The organism is Marinilabilia rubra, assembly GCF_003121985.1.
Taxonomy (GTDB): Bacteria; Bacteroidota; Bacteroidia; order Bacteroidales; family Marinilabiliaceae; genus Marinilabilia; species Marinilabilia rubra.
In genome coordinates, this window is record NZ_QEWP01000003.1 from 343017 (window position 1) to 361627 (window position 18611).

General features: G+C 43.9%; 16 protein-coding genes. 9 read left to right on the plus strand and 7 right to left on the minus strand.

Annotation, left to right across the window (positions count from 1 at the left end; genetic code table 11):
• Positions 1-5: 5 nt before the first annotated feature.
• Positions 6-1229, minus strand: coding sequence for an efflux RND transporter periplasmic adaptor subunit (locus tag DDZ16_RS05900; RefSeq protein WP_109263503.1), 1224 nt, complete (start codon positions 1227-1229; stop codon positions 6-8).
• Positions 1230-1253: 24 nt separating this feature from the next.
• Entirely contained in the window at positions 1254-2603 is a 1350-nt protein-coding gene (locus DDZ16_RS05905) for a TolC family protein (RefSeq protein ID WP_109263504.1), read from the minus strand.
• Between the two features lie 240 nt (positions 2604-2843).
• Between DDZ16_RS05905 and DDZ16_RS05910 the strand changes: the two genes are divergently transcribed.
• On the plus strand, positions 2844-3059 hold the full coding sequence (locus tag DDZ16_RS05910; RefSeq protein WP_109263505.1) for a hypothetical protein: 216 nt from the start codon (positions 2844-2846) through the stop codon (positions 3057-3059).
• A gap of 59 nt (positions 3060-3118) precedes the next feature.
• Here the strand turns inward: DDZ16_RS05910 and DDZ16_RS05915 are convergent, their stop codons facing one another.
• The 3 genes from DDZ16_RS05915 to DDZ16_RS05925 are packed head-to-tail and all read right to left on the minus strand — an operon-like array spanning position 3119 to position 6084.
• Positions 3119-3844 (minus strand): LytR/AlgR family response regulator transcription factor, encoded by a 726-nt coding sequence (locus DDZ16_RS05915; protein ID WP_109263506.1) that lies wholly within the window; start codon positions 3842-3844, stop codon positions 3119-3121.
• Positions 3841-5016 carry a sensor histidine kinase gene (locus tag DDZ16_RS05920; protein ID WP_109263507.1) on the minus strand — a complete coding sequence of 392 codons (1176 nt, stop codon included), beginning with the start codon at positions 5014-5016 and terminating at the stop codon, positions 3841-3843. The genes DDZ16_RS05915 and DDZ16_RS05920 overlap by 4 nt, the downstream gene beginning before the upstream one ends.
• A 36-nt stretch (positions 5017-5052) precedes the next feature.
• A complete protein-coding gene (locus DDZ16_RS05925; RefSeq protein ID WP_109263508.1) occupies positions 5053-6084 on the minus strand; it encodes a Kelch repeat-containing protein in 1032 nt (343 codons plus the stop codon).
• Between the two features lie 310 nt (positions 6085-6394).
• On the opposite strand from DDZ16_RS05925, the gene DDZ16_RS05930 reads away from it, so the two are divergent.
• Together DDZ16_RS05930 and DDZ16_RS05935 are read left to right on the plus strand one after the other, a co-directional pair.
• Entirely contained in the window at positions 6395-7720 is a 1326-nt protein-coding gene (locus tag DDZ16_RS05930; protein ID WP_109263592.1) for a DUF4270 family protein, read from the plus strand.
• On the plus strand, positions 7707-8960 hold the full coding sequence (locus DDZ16_RS05935; RefSeq protein WP_232526564.1) for a PorV/PorQ family protein: 1254 nt from the start codon (positions 7707-7709) through the stop codon (positions 8958-8960). The genes DDZ16_RS05930 and DDZ16_RS05935 overlap by 14 nt, the downstream gene beginning before the upstream one ends.
• On the opposite strand, the gene DDZ16_RS05940 is transcribed toward DDZ16_RS05935, so the two are convergent.
• Positions 8961-10934: a tetratricopeptide repeat protein gene (locus tag DDZ16_RS05940; protein WP_158275615.1), complete on the minus strand. Its 1974-nt coding sequence runs from the start codon at positions 10932-10934 to the stop codon at positions 8961-8963.
• A gap of 263 nt (positions 10935-11197) precedes the next feature.
• On the opposite strand from DDZ16_RS05940, the gene DDZ16_RS05945 reads away from it, so the two are divergent.
• Positions 11198-12217, plus strand: a complete 1020-nt coding sequence (locus DDZ16_RS05945) for a methyl-accepting chemotaxis protein (RefSeq protein WP_109263511.1) — start codon at positions 11198-11200, stop codon at positions 12215-12217.
• 648 nt (positions 12218-12865) lie between these two features.
• Here DDZ16_RS05945 and DDZ16_RS05950 read toward each other — a convergent pair.
• On the minus strand, positions 12866-13654 hold the full coding sequence (locus tag DDZ16_RS05950; protein ID WP_109263512.1) for a polysaccharide deacetylase family protein: 789 nt from the start codon (positions 13652-13654) through the stop codon (positions 12866-12868).
• Between the two features lie 501 nt (positions 13655-14155).
• Here DDZ16_RS05950 and thiS point away from each other — a divergent pair.
• From thiS to DDZ16_RS05980, 5 genes are all read left to right on the plus strand, one after another.
• On the plus strand, positions 14156-14359 hold the full coding sequence (gene thiS / locus DDZ16_RS05955; RefSeq protein ID WP_109263593.1) for a sulfur carrier protein ThiS: 204 nt from the start codon (positions 14156-14158) through the stop codon (positions 14357-14359).
• A gap of 117 nt (positions 14360-14476) precedes the next feature.
• Positions 14477-16300 (plus strand): phosphomethylpyrimidine synthase ThiC, encoded by a 1824-nt coding sequence (thiC, locus tag DDZ16_RS05960; RefSeq protein ID WP_109263513.1) that lies wholly within the window; start codon positions 14477-14479, stop codon positions 16298-16300.
• A gap of 2 nt (positions 16301-16302) precedes the next feature.
• Positions 16303-16911, plus strand: a complete 609-nt coding sequence (locus DDZ16_RS05965; protein ID WP_109263514.1) for a thiamine phosphate synthase — start codon at positions 16303-16305, stop codon at positions 16909-16911.
• Positions 16908-17522, plus strand: coding sequence for a thiamine phosphate synthase (locus tag DDZ16_RS05970; RefSeq protein WP_109263515.1), 615 nt, complete (start codon positions 16908-16910; stop codon positions 17520-17522). The genes DDZ16_RS05965 and DDZ16_RS05970 overlap by 4 nt, the downstream gene beginning before the upstream one ends.
• A gap of 284 nt (positions 17523-17806) precedes the next feature.
• Complete coding sequence (locus DDZ16_RS05980) at positions 17807-18586, plus strand: thiazole synthase (RefSeq protein WP_109263517.1); 780 nt, start codon at positions 17807-17809, stop codon at positions 18584-18586.
• Positions 18587-18611: the final 25 nt, after the last annotated feature.

The following is an 18611-nucleotide window of genomic DNA, read 5'->3' on the forward strand; positions in this document are numbered from 1 at the left end:
CCGTATTATTTTCTTCCACCCTCGCCTCCACCCGGACGACTTGGCATAAAAGGACTTCTTGCAGACATCGCTGAGGGTTCCTGATTTGACTGCAGTCCCGTAACTATAGAATCTCCCACATTAATCCCTCGTGAAATTTCGGCCATCACACCATCTTCCAAACCTGCCTGAACTGGTATCTGATGTATTTTACCGTCTTCCATAACCCATATTTTATCGTTGTCACCGTCGGTTCTTTTATTCTCTTCGCCATCAGGTCTCCCGGCAAAACGCCCCGGTTTTCCAGGGAAAGGAGGCATTTCTCCCAACATGCCCTGATCCGGTTCAAAACGCAATGCTGCAACAGGAACCACAGGAACATTCTTTACCTGACGTGTAACAATGGTGACACTGGCTGTTAAGCCCGGTTTCAATTTCAACTCTGAATTGGGGGCATCAATAATAACGGTATAGGTAACCACATTGCTCTCTACTGCCGGTTCGAGCCGAATTTGAATAACTTCACCTTTAAATTCGGTGTCAGGGAAAGCATCAACGGTAAAAGCGACCTCTTGCCCAACTTCTACCTGACCAATATCGGCCTCATCCACATCGGCCTCCACCTGCATGCGAGTCAAATCTTTAGCTATCAGGAACAATGTTGGAGTGTTAAAGCTGGCGGCAACTGTTTGTCCAACCTCCACACTTTTACTTAACACCACGCCCTCTATGGGAGAATAAATCCGAGCATAAGAAAGGTTCACTTCAGCCTGTTCCACTTCAGACTTTAGAGACTCAACCGAAGTTTGGGCATTCCTGTATTTGTAAAGCACCTCATCATACACCGTTTCACTTACCATTTGTTTTTCATACAACTTTTGCGTGCGGTTGAAGTTTTTTTGCTGGTAGTCCAGTTCATTTTCAGCCGAGGCCAGACTTGAACGTGCCTGTAAAAGACGCGTGCTTAAAGTACTTTCATCAATTCTGGCGATAAGCTGTCCCTTTTCCACCCTTTCATTATAATCTGTAAAAATTTCCTCAATAACACCGGATACCTGTGTGCCCACTTCAACCTGGTCAATAGGTTCCACGGTTCCGGTTGCTGTTACTGTATTTACAATGTTACCCTCTTCAACCACTTTTATGCGTGGCATGAAAGAATCTTCAGAAGTTCCGGGGCGGAAGATAAAAGCCAGCCCTAATCCAAGTATAGCAAGACCGGCAATGATTATTAAAGATTTTCGCTTCATAGCAGTAATGTTTTGACGTATTTCTTAGTTGTTGAGAGTAATGGGTATCCCCCTGTAAAAATCCAGCATTTTCTGATACAGCAAAGCTGAATAACGAGACTGAATCAATTCAGCTTTTGCATTTAACAACTCACCTTTAGATTGCCTGAGATCTATGGCATTGAGCATTCCCAAATTAAACTGCTCTTGTCTTAAATCGTGACTTATCCGGGCTGCGTCTGCCTGCTCAATAGCCGCTTCATAGCGAGCCTGCTGGGCAAGCGCATCCACATACAATTGCTCAACCGTTTGTAAAAGTTGATTTTTTACATTTCTACTTTCCAGTCCGGTTTGTTGTAAATCAATTTTGGAGCGCGCCACATTGGCTTTATTCTCATTCCGGCTAAATATTGGTATGCTTACAGAAAAACCTATATTTTGAGAAAACCGGTCACTCATCTGGTTGCTGAAAGAGTTCTCGTAAATATCAGAATATAAAGAGGAAGCCGAAGCACTTAAGCTAACGCGCGGCAGATAGCCGGCCCTGGCATTGGCCAGGTCAAGTTCGGCTATTTTTTCCGACAAAAGGCTGTTTTTTATTTCCGGCCTTTTTTCCAATACTTCCACCGCAATCAATGAAAAAGCGGGAAGCTCACCGCCAGGCTCCTGAATAGAAGCAGGCCATGCTGGACTAAAGTCTTTGTCATATGGCAAGTCCAAAATGGTTTTCAGATCGGTAATTCTTACGTTAAGTTCATTCTGAGCAGTTACCATTGAGTACTGTTCTGATGCATATTGTGCTTCCATTTCGGCAAGATCCTGACGAGATACCGTGCCGGCTTCAAACAGTGCCTGGGTGCGCTCAAGTGTTGCTTTAGAAGTGGCCTCGATTTCCTTAAAATAAATAAAGTTCTCTCTGGCAAAAAGGATGTTCATCCAGGCCTGAGTAACAGAAAGAATAATGTCATTTTCGGCCTCCCTGGTATTTAGTCCGGCTTTTTCAAGTTCTATGCGAGAGGCCTTAATATCATTGGAAATTATCCCCCCCTGGTAAAGTGGCATATCAGAGTTAACGCCCACCTGAGCACCTTTGGAAAATACACCGCCGGTATTATCATAGGCTCTGCTGTTATTTCCTGATAAAGAAGCAGAGGCACTAACCGAAGGCAAGCGACGACTTTTTGCCTCCATTAAGTTTACTTTTCCTGCATCTTCCTGTAAACGGATCTTTTTTACAGGGATATTTTTTTCGCGGGCATATTCAATACACCTTTCCAGTGTCCAGGCTTCCATCTTTTCTGAATCTCCGGTCTGTCCCAGGAGACCGGAATAGCATGCCACAGAAAAAAGGATCAGCATGGATGTTTTTCTCAATTTATACATTGTTACCATCATTCATATATTGCTTGTAGGAGGAAAATAAACCCATCTGTACACCTTTCTGAACTTTTTTCATCCAACCCTGTAAAATCCTCTACAAATGGCCATTATTCTACTATTTTACAAAACAAATAAATCATTTTTTTAACATTGTATTAACACGGTATAACATCGCAATAACATACATTTATTAAGATTCAATCTAAACTTGTAGAAACCAAAAGATGGATTTTTTAATTAAAAAACAATAGTACTATGAAACGTAAACTAGCTTTATCATTTCTTTTTGTTTTCACACTTGCTCTTTCAACTCCTGTCATGTCAGACGCTATGAATCAGGACCCTGAAAAGAAAGAATGTACTAAGAAAGAGAAAAAAGAATGTTGCAAAAAAGAAAAGAAAGAATGCGACAAAGCAGAGAAAAAAGAGTGTGACAAAAAGAAAAAAGAATGCGAAAAGGATAAAGAATAATCTTCAATTTGCTTTAAAACGAAAAGCCCGGGGCGTTATGCTCCGGGCTTTTTTGCTGGTCATGAATTAAAAAGATTTTTTTTTACTTCTTCCCTATAAGATTGTCCAATGGGGACTGTTTTTTCTGTATTCAACAGTTGAAGCTGGTTTCCGTACAATGCTTTCACCTGGTTACGATTAACAATAAAGGATTTATGAATTCTCATAAAAACATTTGCGGGCAGCGACTCCATTAGATTCTTCAGAGATTCGAGGGAGACCAGTTTTTGGTTAACACAATGAAAGGTGACATATTCCCGCATGCCTTCTATGAAAAGTATGTCTGAAATCTTCACCCGATAGGATTTATAATCTGCTTTCACTATAACATATTCATTGGAAGGATCAGAGACGGCACCACCTTTTATTTCAGCCGGATTACTTTTTTGCAGGCGGCTGCCGGCTTTTTGCACCGATTGCACAAAACGCTCAAACGAAAATGGCTTCAGCAGGTAATCAATAACATCAAGCTGATAACCTTCCAGTGCATATTCAGGATAAGCTGAGGTTATGACAACCAGAATATCTCTCAAATTAAAAGCTTTCAGGAATTCCATGCCTGATATTTCAGGCATCTGAATATCCAGAAAAACCAAATTTGCCTTCCCACTTTGAAGCAGTGGCAAAGCCTCGAGAGGAGATTTAAAAGCCCCGGCAAGTTCGAGGTGTGGAAAGCGCTCAATGAAATCTTTCAGTAATGCCCGGGCAGGGAATTCATCGTCAATAATGACACAACGTATCTTCATATCGTATCAATTTCCAGTTGTACTTCAAAAACATCCTTTCGGTCTATAACATCTAAACGGTATCGCCCTTTATACAGATAGGAAAGGCGTTTTTTTACATTCTCAATGCCAATCCCTTTCGACCGGTCCTTTGAAACATACCGCGAAGGCTTACTGTTTTGTGAAAAAAACAAAATGTGACCATCCAGGGCCTTCAATCCCATTTTAATCCATCCGGTTTTAGTGTCGTCAATACTGCCGTGCTTAAAGGCATTTTCTACAAAGGGAAAAATAAGCATGGGTTCGATACGGATTTCACGGTCTATTGCGCTGAAATCAATATCAAGATTGGGTTTTTCTTCTAATTTAATCTTCTGAAATTCCACGTAATCCCTAATATAATCAACTTCGCAGCCTATGAGAATTTTCATTTCGTCAGTTTCGTAAACAATAAACCTCAGCATAGAGGACAGTTTCAATATCAATTGTGAAGTTTTGGAACTCCCCTGCTGAGAAAGGGAATATATATTATTCAGAGCATTAAAAAGGAAATGCGGATTCATTTGAGACTTCAAAAATTTCATCTCCGTTTCCAGGCTTTGATTAGTCAGTGATAGTTGTTCTTTCTCTTTACGCTTTGATTCCAAAACAATCCAGAACAACGTACTCAGGAAAAGCATTCCTAAAGGAGGAAGTAAACCAGCAAGAAAATGACGGGGTAGAATTTGTTTTACCGATTTTGATCGCCCGGAAGGTGTCAAAGGGCGGGTATGTCGTCTCTCAGGGACAGAAGAATTTTCCCTGAGAAGAGGATTGTTAACCCGGGTATCTTCCCTTCGTTCTCTCAATTGAACCCATATCTCCGGCTTTACAGGATCTGTAACCTGATGAAAGACAGCAACAACTGCCAGAAGAACAACCAGAGAGAAAATATACGTCTTTACCCGGTTTCGTCCCATCAGAAGCGGCAATAATACCAGAATATTGACATAGAAAATCAGGGCGTTAATAGCCAGCGTTCGAAGGGTGATTAGAATGGCCGTTTCCGTATCGAAAATCAGATTAGGGCCATAAAAGAAAACGAATGAATATCCAACCCACAAAATGATGTGCAGCCACCCTAATTTTTTAAATTCGGATGAGACAACGGCCCATGCTCTTCTTAAATTTATTCTGTGTTTTTCACGGTTCATAAATGCTATCCGGATTTTCCCTGCAGCTTAAAACAATTAATCGTTATCATTTTGCTCCTCATCGGGATAAAATGTCCAAACATCATCGAAATAATAACCCGAACTATTACCTGTGGCCACATAAGGCGTGTTATTGATCGCAAAAGCCACGGCATCACTTCGCGATGATCCTTCAAAGTTAGACTTTTCTTCCCAAAAATCGGTGATCGGGTTGTATTCCCAGGTTGTATTACCGGCATATCCCTGACCACCGGTGGAAATATAGCCAAGTCCGCCCATGGAAAAAGCAACCACGTTGGTTCCTGCCAGACTATAATCATCATCATATGATTCATCATCATTGGTTCCACTGGTGATTTCCCGTTTTTCAGTCCAGGTATCCGCCTGCGGGTCGTACATCCATGCATCTGTAACGTATTCACTGTTATCAACCCCGGTAAATACATAGGCTTTACCATCAATAACAAAAACAGCGGCATCACGTCTCTTGGATCCACCAATACTCATTATTTGGGACCAACTGCCAGAAGCTGCATCATACTTGTAAAAATCCTTCAACCGGTTACCATCATACCCGGTACCTACATAACCATTTTGTTCCAGGCCAAAAGCAATGGCTGAATAACGGGCGGTTCCGGGAAAATCATCAATTCTGGTCCACTGACCATCCCCGCCCTCTGCCGGATTAAACTCCCAGAAATCTTTTAATTTGTTTTCACCATCATAGCCGGTACCTACATAACCTTTACCGTTTGATGAGAAGGCCACGGCACCATTTCTGGCAGCAGCCTCAGCCGGTAGTGATGCTACCTCTCGCCAGGTATCGTTAACAGCATCATACCGCCAGAAATCTCTCAGACGCTCATCCTCTTCGCCATTGTAGCCGGTCCCTACATATGCGTAGTCACCTATTACAAAAGCCACTGCATCGGTGCGTGGTATCCCCTCAAATGCCCCCAGTTCAACCCAGTTGCCATTAAGATCTTCATCGTCATCATCATCGTCACATGCAGTAAAGACAAATATTGTGGCCATTAAAAAGTACCACCATGTTTTGGAAAGTTGCATAAAATATAACTGTTTAAAAATTCAACCTGATTATTTCAAAAGCCACTCCCGGCACGACCTTATCTGAAGGCAGGCGAGCGCTTTGACGACAAAAGGACAAATAACCCGAATAAGAACCATGTTTTTTCTACCAAAACAGGTTCTTATCATACAAACCTTGATTTATTCTCTACATCCAGCCTTTTATTGGGTTGGTTGAATCGTTTTGGTATTTGGTAATAAAGTTTATCACGATGGTTGAAAATTAATGGGATGCCGGCTTCAGAGACATACTTTCGCCAAAGGTTTAAAACTGAAAACTAAATGCAACATGCAAAACAAAAAGGTAAAAGGAATTAATCTGCTTTTTCAGGTCCTCCTTTTCATCCTGATCCCCCTCGCATCTTCCTGTTCTGAGGGGGATTTTTCTATTGGAGATGACTTTGTAACCTCGGATACTTATACAGCCATCACAGACACATTTGCGTTGGATTTATCCACCTTCAGAATGGACACGGTGGAAACATCCGCTACAGGTGTAGCATTATGCGGATACAGTGAAACACATGAAACCAGCTCCACAGCATTCTTCAGGATAGGAGTTCCCACAAGTAGGGTGGATGATAAAGAACAATTTGATTCGCTTTGCCTGGTGATGAATCATTCCGGCTATTATTTAGGCGACACGACCAAATTATTTGGACTGGACGTACATTTACTGGATGAAGAGATTACTACCAATAAATCAGGGACTATCTGTAATGACGACTGGTTTGATTATTCACCTGTTCCTGCAGGCAGCTCTCATTATTATCCGGAGCCCAATGCCGAAAGGGAGTTGTCCATCAGATTATCTGATGACCTGGGAAAAATGCTTTTAGACACACTTCAACGCAACAGTTTCCTGACATCCGCTGATTTTGAGGAGATCATCAAAGGGGTGGCTCTGACTCCTGATAAGGAGGGATCTGATGCCATAATGGGGTATAATGCCTCTGAAGGCAGCATTAATATCAGGCTATATACACATCTGACAGAACTTGAAGAAATTGAAATCACACATAATTTTCCCTTAACATCGACCAGCTATCAATTCAACCACATAGAAAGCATCTCTGAGGAACCATTGCTGCAAGGGCTTACCTCTTACAAGCAAACAGTTTCGGAAACACAACTCGACCATTCGGCTGTATTGCAGGGTGGAACCGGATTTTTCACACGAATTGACATTGAAGGACTTTCCTCAATGAAGGCCCTTGAAAACAAAGGCCGGATAGTAAAGGCCAACCTTTTGATAGGAGTCCATAAAGAACAAAACCAGACACAGAATCCTCCCTCATCACTTTTTTTGCTGGAAGCGGATAACATCAATCAACTATCATCTTATATCGTGGACAGCTCAGGCAGCACAGTTACGGGTACACTTACCCAAGCCACATCTCTGTATGAAGAGACCTGGGTTTATAGCTTCGACATTACCTATTTTCTGAATGCTTTAATTAACGAGGAAGTAATATCGGACGGGACAGGTATTGTCGTGGCTTTGTCACAGGATGATCTTGAAGGAAGCGTGACCAAATTAAAATTTAAGGGCTATACAGACTCTTCTGCAGAAACCAGATTAAATGTTTTTTATTACAACTATGACAAAGAATAATTTAAAAATATTGCTAATTGCCTTAATCCTGATAACCTCTACCGGGAATTTGGATGCACAGAACAATACCTCATCGCCTTATTCTGTTTTTGGTTTTGGCATATTGGAGACCCCTGCCCATGCTAAAAATGCAGCAATGGGAAACAGTGGTGTAGCAATGCCCTCAGATGGTTATCTCAATACACTGAACCCTGCTTCTCTAAGCCATCTTGATTCCCTGTCATTTTACTTCAACCTGCAGGGGCAAGGCACCATCAATAAGTTTTCGATGGGCGGAAAAGAGCAAACAAATTTTGACAGCAATTTTGATATCCTGTCCATGGGGTTCAGGGTAACTCCCTGGTGGGGCATGTCTCTGGGGCTGTATCCATTTTCAAGTGTAGGCTATGAAATCAATGCCAACAATGATATTATAGGGTCAACATCGGATTACCCCATGGTATATGAAGGCAGCGGAGGTCTGTCAAGAGTTACATTATCCAATGGCATTAAACTGACAAAAAATTTCTCTGCCGGCGTGGATGCCACTTTCCTTTGGGGATCGTCAGATATAATGGAAACGGCCGATTACTCGGATCTGAGCGGCATAACCATCAGCAGCAGCAAAAAGTGGTATTTTAACAACCTTTATCTTAAATACGGTTTACAATACAAAGGCAAAACAAATAACGGGAATATTTATGCCGGTGCTACCTGGCAGCCCGAGACCAATATCTACGCCACATCCAATCAAACCATTCTGCAGGACGAAAGTACCACCTATTATAATGAGGACCAATCGGCTGAAGATGTCTGGCTCCCGAATATGTTTACAGCGGGACTTGCAAAACATTGGCAGTCGGGATGGCAATTTTCAGCCGATTATTCCTTCTCCGAATGGTCGACACTGAATGGCAGTCAGACATTAAATGGCACCTTTCACGATTCACAAACATTTGGGGCAGGGTTTTCATATTCCCACCCCAAAAACAAGCACAAACTCATCAACAGTATGTCCTGGGAAGCAGGCCTGTTTTATTCTGACGGATACCTCAGTGTAAATGGCACAAGAATTGAAGAAAAAGGCATCAGTGCTGGGTTTTCGTTGCCCTTAAACAATTTGGGAAACCGCCTGCATCTCGCCTACCAGCATTCTGTAAAGGGCACTGAAAACAATGGTTTGATAGAAGAAAATTATCACACCATAAAAATCAGTTTTTCCTGGATTGAAAGATGGTTCACCAAGCAGAAATTCTATTAATTATCGCTCTGCCAGCAACGTCTGGCCTTTCGAGAGCTCCTTCAAAGGCTCCCACGGTCTGATCCAGGCATCGGCGAAATGACCTTCGCGTTGTATTTTACTACGGTACCGAATGGCTTCCTCGCGGGAATCAAAATGACCGGCAACATAGCGAAGGTAACCATCGCGGCCTTCCATTGCTTTTACAGTCTCCAGATTCAATCCGTTAAAAAACCACAGCCCAACCTTGGGATAGTGTTTTAAAGCAATCAGCTGGATAGTATAAGTGGTATCTCTTTCCTGGTCATTGATCCTCTCCATGGCAGATTTCTGATTATTTTCTGCCAGCTTACGGGTATCAACCCCAAAAGACTCCTGCTCCGGCTTAAGTGGTGGCAGCATTCTGGGATCCTGAACCATCAGAACCTGCTCGGAATTATCAAAGGCCAGTTGCTCGGGGACATTAATAACCTGCTCTTCCTCTTCTTTTTCAGGCGACATCTCCTTTATGGTGTAACTTTCACCGGCTTCAAGAAAAAGCAGATAGCGACCGGTTTCAGGATTTGGACGATAATCGCCAACCCTCTTATTATCCGAATCGCGGGAAACCAGAATCCGAATATGCTCAGCAGGTAAGTTCTTTGAGTTTTGAATGGTTCCCTCAATCACGGCCAGTGAGCCATTGTAAAGAGAATCAAACTCTACTTTATAAATGTCGGATCGCCCCACATTCTCTTTAAAGCGATAGGATGCATAATAAGCCTGGCTTTTATCAAGTGTTGGAACAAAAAAGAAGTCATCGTCGGGAGTATTGATGGGGTGCCCCATATTAACGGGTTCAGCCCAACTGCCATCTTCTTCCAGCTGACTAAAAAACACATCAAAGCGCCCCATTGAAGAGTGCCCTTCAGAGGCAAAATACAAAGTCCTGCCATCAGGATGTAACATTGGTGTTTCTTCATCTTTCTCCGAATTAATCTCCGGACCCATATTTACGGGTTCTCCCCATTTTCCGTATTCATTCAGTTTCACCATGTAAATATCAAGACCTCCATATCCTCCGGGGCGATCACTTGTGAAAAACAAAGTACTTTGGTCGGGCGAAAGGCTGGCATGGGTTTCAGCCCACTCCGAATTAATTGGGTGCGGCAATTTTTCTGGTTCCTGCCATTCATCATTGCGGTAATTACTCACATAGATGCTTTTGCCTTCACGATCATTCTTAAATAAAAAGATTCGGTTTCCATCCGGAGAAAGCGACAAAATGGATTTATGCTCTGAACGCGAAAAAAAACGGCCCATTGGTCTAGGCTGTTCCCATTCATAACCATTGTGCTCTGCAAAAAATACTTTTTCCGAATACTGCCCGTCCGAAAGCTCCTTGTCTCTTCCTGCAGGCCTCCTGGAGGTGAAGAAGATACGATTCCCCGTAAGTGACACCAGGGGACTGTGATCATCAAAACCGGAGTTGAACTGATCACCCAGATTGGTAATCTTTAATGGCACGGGGTTCTTCAACAATACCGCAGCATTTCTGGTCTGCAAAATCTCGGTTCGAAGTTCATTTTTCAGTTGAGTATTTTCCACAGAATCCTTAAGCGTCTTTAAAATGGCAAGTGCCTTTTTGGGGTGCGCATTCAGGTTGTGTGTGCGGGCAATTGTCCGCTGAAGTTCAAATCCAAAAGGAGAAAACCGGTCCTCCCGTGGGATTATATTAAGCGCTTTGTTAAATAGTACCAATGCAGAATCAAGAGACTGATTCGCTGTTACCATGCACACACCCAACTGGGTCAGGGCATCCACATGACCGGGATTTTGAGACAATATCTCGGAGTACAACGCCATGGCAGTTTCAAAGTCTTTATTTTCAGCTGCTGCCATGGCCTTCTTAAATGTACGGAACCGGCCATTATCTCTTCCCCCAAATACGGACATAGATACCATCAAAAAGAAAATGATGGTAATCATCCTGCTATTAATATGTAACGACCTCATGTTCATAATCTTTCCCTGCAAATGTTATGGATTAGTTTGTACGCCATGAAATTGTAAAAGATTGTTTTTCAAGATAAAAGGCTTTTTATTTTTGACCAAAGGCGGATTTCACAAGACAAACAAGCCATTTTCAGAGATTTGGAAAAAGTCAAGAGTCAATATGTTAAAAAACAAAAAACAAAGCACAAAGAACCACTCAACAAAAGGGGGTTATTCATTTTTTTAATAGTTTTGCATCGACTAACCATCACCGAACTTACCTTATGTTGTACTATTTTTTAATTTTATGCCTAATACCCCCTTTTGCCTGGGGGTATTTCACTCAAAAGAAGAAATCGAAAAAGCTCAGTAAAAAACTTCAAAAACAGCAAGCTGAAATTGAGGTTTTAAAGCAAAAAGCAGCAGCAAAAACGGAAACCACACCTTCGGATGCAAGCCAGAAACAAATGGAGCTGCTATCCATTGTTGCCACTCAAACCGAAAATGCCATTATGATCATGGATACTGAAGGAAACATTGAGTGGCTCAATGATGGCTTTACCCGCATGTACGGTTACACTTATGAAGAATTCATTGCTACCAGGGGGAGCAACATCCGCCAAACAAGCTTCAGTGGAATTATCGATGAGCGCCTGCGCAGATGCAAAACATCCGGCGAGCCGGTTTTCTATGATGCCCCCAATACTACCCGTGATGGCCGGGAGATATGGACGCACACCACGCTGACACCCATTTTCAACGACGAGGGAGAAGTTATTTACCTGGCCACCATCGATACCGACATCCACAGAAGAAAGACAGCTGCTGATGTTCTGCTCAATGAGTTATCACTGCTGCGTGAAAGACTGAACCTGTTGGCTATCCACCAGGAAAAAGTTACAGGTGTAATCTCGGAATTGCTTACCAACCAGGAAAAATCAGGCCGGGAAGTGGAAGCAACACATCAAATCGTTGGATTCATTAATGAGGTTGCGGACCGTATCAAAATCATGGGGCTCAACGCTTCCATTGAAGCTGCAGGCATCGGATACAATGGTAAAAACAAAGGAGCCGGAGCAGGGTTTCGCGTGTTGTCAGGCGAAATCATAAAAATGTCAGAAGAAACGAAAAAACAATCGGCTGAAATCGGCAACGTGGTGGGCCGCCTGTCCAGTTCTTTCGACATCATAGCCCATGGCAAAAAGGATGTGGAATCTGCCACTCATAAGTATCTTGAAAACATAAGCTTGCTTGAAGATGGCCTTCTCAAAGTGGAAGAGGTGGCTGAGACGTTGAATGAGTAGAAAGAAAAACGGTGGAAGGTTGGGGGACTTCACATTCCTGATCGCATATTAGATTGCAAACTCCTCAGCCAGCATTGCATGGGGCAAGGAGCATGGCGCAGAAAGGGGTGGTAACAAGTTTTTAAGTAATTGGTGGTCAGTATTCAGTGAGGGCAGAACGGTGAATGGGTGAGAGGGTACTGAGAAGCAAATCAGTTATTACAGCATTGAGCATGAGTAAACCACCCTGAGGAGGCCGAAGGTCTCCAATATTTATAGATATACCTGTATAGAAGAAGGACGCCGAAGGTGTCGTATATAAAAAAGGAGTTTTCATCCAGGGTATTCCCTCCCAGGTGTTCTGATATTTTTTTTGATTCCGGGCTGAAGGCCCAAGTGAACTTATCTCAAGGGCAACGCCCTGGAAGTCTTTTGACGTGACGAAGGCGCGAGTCGGTGCCGTGTAAGGGTCGGTTTGAGTGTGAAAATAGGGTTAGCCTTTTAATTAGGATTACCAACAACACTATACCAGTAAAACTATTGGAGTATTTAATAATTAATTGTTTATGCAAATGACACAAAGACATTCGACTCACTCATAATAAAAACTTTGCGTCACAGTGTCTGCGTTTAGTTTTATTTTAAGGGCCTATTGCAATAATCTCTTAGTTAGAAATAATCTGCCACTTCAACCAATGGGGCCACCCAGATATATTCTTTATTGGTCTGAAGGTATTCCACTAATTTATTATGAGCCTCAAGCGAAACGTTGAGGGCATGTTCGCCTCCTACCCCGTGAAAAAGAAACACCAACAGGCCTCCCTCCATTCGGGCTTTTTCCACCTGGGCAATGAGTTCTTCACCGGTGTTATTCATCACAAAAAAAGATCCTACTTCCATTGGATTGACCTCATCCTGATGCTCTATACGAAACATAACATCACGTGCAGCCGGGAACCATTTTGAAATAGCTTCTACAAAGGAGGAGTCTTCCACAGATTTGTCACCACAAGTATAAGCAAAAGTTCGATGCTCTTTTCCGTCAATGGCTTTCAACATTGCGTTTCCTACCCGAATTTCTTCCATCAGCCGGAAAAAAGAATAAGTGGAAAGATCCTGATCGGCACTTACCCATTCGCGCCCGGCCAAACTGCCATCGCAGGGATGAAATATAGTATGATTGCCCAGCTCATGACCGTTTCGGGCTATTTCCCGCCATTCGTCCATTCGCTCTATCAGAGGTAATGCATTACAGGGAACATAAAACGTCCCATTTATGTCTGCTGCATCCAATGCCGGCACCACATTGTCGAGATGTACATTCAGAGCATCATCGTAAGTTAAGACCACGGCACATTTGTGGCCGTTCCAGACTTTCTCCGATTCCTGTGCAGTGACACCCATGGGGGATAAAAATGAAAAGGAAATTAAAACTATAGTTAGCAATAAGGATTTCATAGTCGCGATTTTATCTGTAAAAATTTAAGGGGACTAAAATAACAATAAAGAATAGAAAAGAACAGGAAAGGGTGGAATGGTAAGATGGTGGAATGGTAGAAGGGTAAGACGGTGGAAAGGGGGAATGGGAATTAAAGCATGGGGCATGATACATTGGCCGGATGGGACAAAAACCACCGAGCTACACCTAAGAGCCGAAAAAATAGATTATTAAGGGGTGTGTTTACTTTGGGATTGTTTTCAGGTAATGGAGTTTTGTTCTGAAAGCAAAGACGCACGGCCGTGCGTCTCTACTGCTTAATTTCTAAAAAATTAGCAAATAGAAACTAACCACAATAAATTTTGACCCTATCGTTTTTTTCTATTCCTTTGTTGTCTCAATGTTTAATCAGGGGGTGCCAATTTACCGGCTGAGATCATACCCTAGGAACCTGAACAGGTAATGCTGTTAAGGGACTGTATGACTTTCCACTTTTTGTACTCCCACAATTTTCAGATCATATGTTTGTCTACCTGAACAACGAACAAGTTGTACTCAGCGACGAGGCTTCTTTGCATGCTCTTTTGGAAGAAAAAGGCATTGATAAGAAGAAAGGGATTGCTGTTGCTGTCAACAATAAAGTCATAAGAGCCTCCGAATGGGCATCCAAACAACTTTCGGAAAACGATAAAGTCCTTGTCATCTCGGCCACGAAAGGTGGTTGAACTGATCCGATTTGCTTAAAATCATCAAAGCGGCAGCATCCGGAACATCTTACGACTAAGCATCTATAAATCTAAAGATCTATTTAAAGGTCTGTTCTTTAATAACACCATACTCGAATGCAAAACTCATCAGAAAACAAGGGGGTAAAAGGCATCACCCAGGAAAGCTTTCCCAGTTCCAAAAAGATATATGTGCCCGGGAAATTGCACGACATTAAAGTAGCCATGCGCGAAATTCATTTGTCCGACACAAAAGACCGGCAGGGAAATGTCTTGAAAAACGATCCCGTTACGGTATATGATACATCGGGCCCTTACACCGATAACGACATTGAAGTGGATATCGAAAAAGGTCTTCCCCGTCTGCGTGAGTCCTGGATTGAAGCAAGAGGTGATGTGCAGAAACTGGACGGCCTCTCCTCGGAGTACGGACGGGGCCGCCTGAACGACCAGTCACTTGACAGTATCCGTTTTGCACACTACAACACAACACCATCTAAAGCCCAATCAGGAAAATCCGTTTCGCAATACTATTATGCCAAACAAGGCATCATCACTCCTGAAATGGAATATGTGGCGATTCGGGAAAATCAGCGTATTGATGAGCTAAAACAGAAATACAAATATAAGGAAGGTTGCGAAAAATTTTACCGCATACCCTCCACGCACATCACTCCCGGGTTTGTAAGGGATGAAATAGCGGCCGGCAGGGCCATTCTGCCGGCAAATATCAATCATCCCGAGTCGGAACCCATGATTATTGGGAAAAACTTCCTGGTTAAGATCAATGCCAATATTGGCAACTCTCCCACCACATCAAGCATTGATGAGGAAGTGGAAAAAGCCGTATGGGCATTCCGCTGGGGCGCCGATACCATCATGGATTTGTCTACCGGGGCCAACATCCACGAAACACGCGAATGGATCATCCGCAACAGTCCTGTACCTGTAGGAACCGTACCTCTATACCAGGCGCTGGAAAAAGTCAATGGCAATGTGGCCGATCTTACCTGGGAAATCTACAAAGACACCCTAATTGAGCAATGCGAGCAGGGAGTGGATTACTTCACCATTCATGCCGGATTGCTTTGGGAACACATTCCCCACACCATTCACCGGACAACCGGAATCGTTTCACGCGGTGGGTCCATCATGGCCAAGTGGATTCTGATTCACCATCAGGAAAACTTCCTTTACACTCACTTTGAAGATATCTGCGACATTCTGGCCGCATACGATGTGGCGGTGTCGCTTGGCGACGGGCTGCGTCCCGGTTCTCAGTCCGATGCCAACGACAAGAGTCAGCTGGGTGAGCTTAAAGCGCTGGGTGAGTTAACACAAATTGCCCGCAAAAAACATGTTCAGGCCATTATTGAAGGCCCCGGGCATGTACCCATGCATCTGGTAAAAGATAACATGGAGCTTCAGCAAAAGTATTGCGACGATGCCCCCTTCTACACCCTGGGTCCTTTGGTGACGGACATTTCGCCGGGTTACGACCACATCTCCTCGGCCATAGGAGGTGCAATGATTGCAGCCTACGGCACAGCCATGTTGTGCTATGTCACTCAGAAAGAGCATCTGGGGCTCCCCGACAAGAACGATGTTAAAGAAGGAGTGATAACCTACAAACTGGCTGCCCATGCTGCCGATCTGGCCAAAGGTTTTCCGGGCGCTCAATACCGCGACGATGCCATGAGCAAAGCGCGCTTCGAGTTTCGCTGGAAAGACCAGTTCTCATTGGCTCTGGACAGCGAAAAAGCCATGCAGTTTCACGATGAGACATTGCCTGATGAAGGTTACAAATCTACCCACTTCTGTTCCATGTGCGGAGAGAATTTCTGTTCTATGCGGGCTTCAATGGAAGTGCGTGAGCTTGCCGAAAAAGCCGACCAGAAGAAAAGGGAGTTTGCCCAAAAAGGCAATGAAATATACCTGTAGCTATGGAACTTTACCTGATTTCACATGAACAGTTTTTTGAAGGCGAGACCGAAATCGTGACGGAGCTTTTGGCTGGATATGATTTTACGTTTCACCTTCGAAAGCCTGGTGCCACTATGGATGCATACAAGGGTTTCCTATCCAGGATTCCGTCAGAGATGCATCATAAGATAATGCTCCACGACGCCTACCCTCTGTCGCAGGAATTTGGTTTAAAAGGTCTTCACTTTTCAACCCGGAACAGGCAATTACGATCAACCTTTCGGGGGCACATAAACAGCACCTCAGCGCACAGTCTGGTAGAAGTGGCAAAACTGGATAAGCTTTTCGACTACCAGTTTCTGAGTCCTGTATTCCCCAGTATTTCCAAACCGGGATACTCGTGTAAACTGGATTTGAATGCCGTGAAATCATATCTGCAAAAGCCAAGGGAAAGCAAGATTGTTGCCCTTGGCGGAGTCACAGAGATAAGCATATCCCTCCTGCAAAAGACCGGATTCGACGGAGCAGCTGTGCTCGGGAAAGTCTGGGGGAATCATTCGGAAACGGACACCCGGATTCATGAGCGTTTTTATAAAGTCTACAACAGCGTAAAAAAAGCAGAGCAATGAAAGAGATACCCGACATACAATACATCACCCGCGACGACACGGCATGCAGCCACTCAGAGCAGGCCAGACTGATGTTTCAGAATGGTATAAAGTGGGTTCAGATTCGTATGAAAAAGGCCTCTGAAGCAGAAATCCTGGCAGAAGCCGAAAAGGCCATGGATTATGCGGGAGCCCTTAATGGCCGCTTGATTATTAACGACTCCGTAAGCATTGCCCAAAAAGTGAGTGCTCACGGCCTCCACCTGGGATTAAAAGACACGCCGGTGAATGAAGCCCGGGAAATTCTGGGCAATGGGATAATTATCGGGGGAACCGCCAATACGCTTGAAGATATTCGGCGACAAGTTTCGAAGGGAGCCGATTACGTGGGACTGGGACCTTTCCGCTTTACCAGCACCAAAGAAAACCTGAGTCCGGTTATAGGTCTCGATGGATACCAAAAAATTATGGGCCAGCTGAGAGAATTAAATATTTCAACCCCCATTGTAGCTGTAGGAGGACTGCTGGAATCGGACATTGAACCGATCAAAAGCACCGGGATTCATGGTGTGGCTATTTCGGGAGCTTTGTTCAGCAAGATCATAGGTCCAACAGCCCGTTGTCCCGATTAACTACCTATGACAGATTTATGCAACAAAGACATTCTAGTAGAAGTTGGCCCCCTTCAGGGACCCACCCACTTTGCTCAGCTCACCCCGGGTTGTGGACCCGGGGTTATTCAAATTTGCCCCCTCCGGGGACAGGGTAATTCTGCCATATCCGCTTAGTGCCTCTTTATTAATTGGAGAAGCCGCTCAGAAGGGGGATGGTCATAAGGCAGGCAAGGTGCAATTCAAGTGCCTTGTAAATAGAAATCATCTTATATCTTAAAATCTAACAATCTATCCTGTAAACCATGAGTACATTAAAAACAGGCGACTACAATTTCTCATCCCGCTTATTTGTGGGAACCGGCAAATTCAGTTCAAATGAGGAGATGCAACAAGCAGTGAAGGCTTCCGGAAGCGAATTGGTAACCGTTGCCCTCAAGCGTGTGGACATCAACGATGACGACGATGACATGCTGAAGCATCTGGACATCCCCGGAGTAAATCTCCTGCCCAACACATCGGGAGTTCGCACAGCCGAAGAGGCTGTTTTTGCAGCCCAGTTAGCACGTGAGGCTCTGGGGACCAACATCATCAAACTGGAGATCCATCCCGATCCCAAATACCTATTGCCCGACGGGGAAGAAACCCTGAAAGCCGCCAAAGAACTGGTAAAACTTGGCTTCACAGTATTGCCGTATGTACAGGCCGACCCGGTTTTGTGTAAGAAACTGGAAGAGGCAGGCACGGCAGCAGTCATGCCCCTGGGCTCTCCCATTGGGTCAAATAATGGTTTGCGAACATTGGATTTTCTGGAAATCATCATTGAGCAAAGTAACGTGCCTGTAGTTGTGGATGCGGGCATTGGCGCACCATCGCATGCCGCCCGGGCCATGGAAATTGGCGCGGATGCGGTATTGGTCAACACAGCCATAGCGGTCTCTCCAAAACCGGTGCAGATGGCAGAAGCTTTTAAACTGGCGGTTCAGTCGGGGCGGATGGCTTTTGAAGCAAAGCTGGCCGGGAAATCTATCAAAGCGGAAGCAAGTAGTCCGTTGACATCTTTTTTAGAGGAGCTTGAAGGTTAGTGGATAGTTTATAGTTATAGTGAGT

What these genes read in the sequence shown, in the direction of transcription:
- DDZ16_RS05900 (WP_109263503.1), bottom strand. Translation starts at nt 1,229, where the DNA reads ATGAAGCGAAAATCTTTAATAATCATTGCCGGTCTTGCTATACTTGGA.
- DDZ16_RS05905 (WP_109263504.1), bottom strand. Translation starts at nt 2,603, where the DNA reads ATGATGGTAACAATGTATAAATTGAGAAAAACATCCATGCTGATCCTT.
- DDZ16_RS05910 (WP_109263505.1), top strand. Translation starts at nt 2,844, where the DNA reads ATGAAACGTAAACTAGCTTTATCATTTCTTTTTGTTTTCACACTTGCT.
- DDZ16_RS05915 (WP_109263506.1), bottom strand. Translation starts at nt 3,844, where the DNA reads ATGAAGATACGTTGTGTCATTATTGACGATGAATTCCCTGCCCGGGCA.
- DDZ16_RS05920 (WP_109263507.1), bottom strand. Translation starts at nt 5,016, where the DNA reads ATGAACCGTGAAAAACACAGAATAAATTTAAGAAGAGCATGGGCCGTT.
- DDZ16_RS05925 (WP_109263508.1), bottom strand. Translation starts at nt 6,084, where the DNA reads ATGCAACTTTCCAAAACATGGTGGTACTTTTTAATGGCCACAATATTT.
- DDZ16_RS05930 (WP_109263592.1), top strand. Translation starts at nt 6,395, where the DNA reads ATGCAAAACAAAAAGGTAAAAGGAATTAATCTGCTTTTTCAGGTCCTC.
- DDZ16_RS05935 (WP_232526564.1), top strand. Translation starts at nt 7,707, where the DNA reads ATGACAAAGAATAATTTAAAAATATTGCTAATTGCCTTAATCCTGATA.
- DDZ16_RS05940 (WP_158275615.1), bottom strand. Translation starts at nt 10,934, where the DNA reads ATGAGGTCGTTACATATTAATAGCAGGATGATTACCATCATTTTCTTT.
- DDZ16_RS05945 (WP_109263511.1), top strand. Translation starts at nt 11,198, where the DNA reads ATGTTGTACTATTTTTTAATTTTATGCCTAATACCCCCTTTTGCCTGG.
- DDZ16_RS05950 (WP_109263512.1), bottom strand. Translation starts at nt 13,654, where the DNA reads ATGAAATCCTTATTGCTAACTATAGTTTTAATTTCCTTTTCATTTTTA.
- thiS (WP_109263593.1), top strand. Translation starts at nt 14,156, where the DNA reads ATGTTTGTCTACCTGAACAACGAACAAGTTGTACTCAGCGACGAGGCT.
- thiC (WP_109263513.1), top strand. Translation starts at nt 14,477, where the DNA reads ATGCAAAACTCATCAGAAAACAAGGGGGTAAAAGGCATCACCCAGGAA.
- DDZ16_RS05965 (WP_109263514.1), top strand. Translation starts at nt 16,303, where the DNA reads ATGGAACTTTACCTGATTTCACATGAACAGTTTTTTGAAGGCGAGACC.
- DDZ16_RS05970 (WP_109263515.1), top strand. Translation starts at nt 16,908, where the DNA reads ATGAAAGAGATACCCGACATACAATACATCACCCGCGACGACACGGCA.
- DDZ16_RS05980 (WP_109263517.1), top strand. Translation starts at nt 17,807, where the DNA reads ATGAGTACATTAAAAACAGGCGACTACAATTTCTCATCCCGCTTATTT.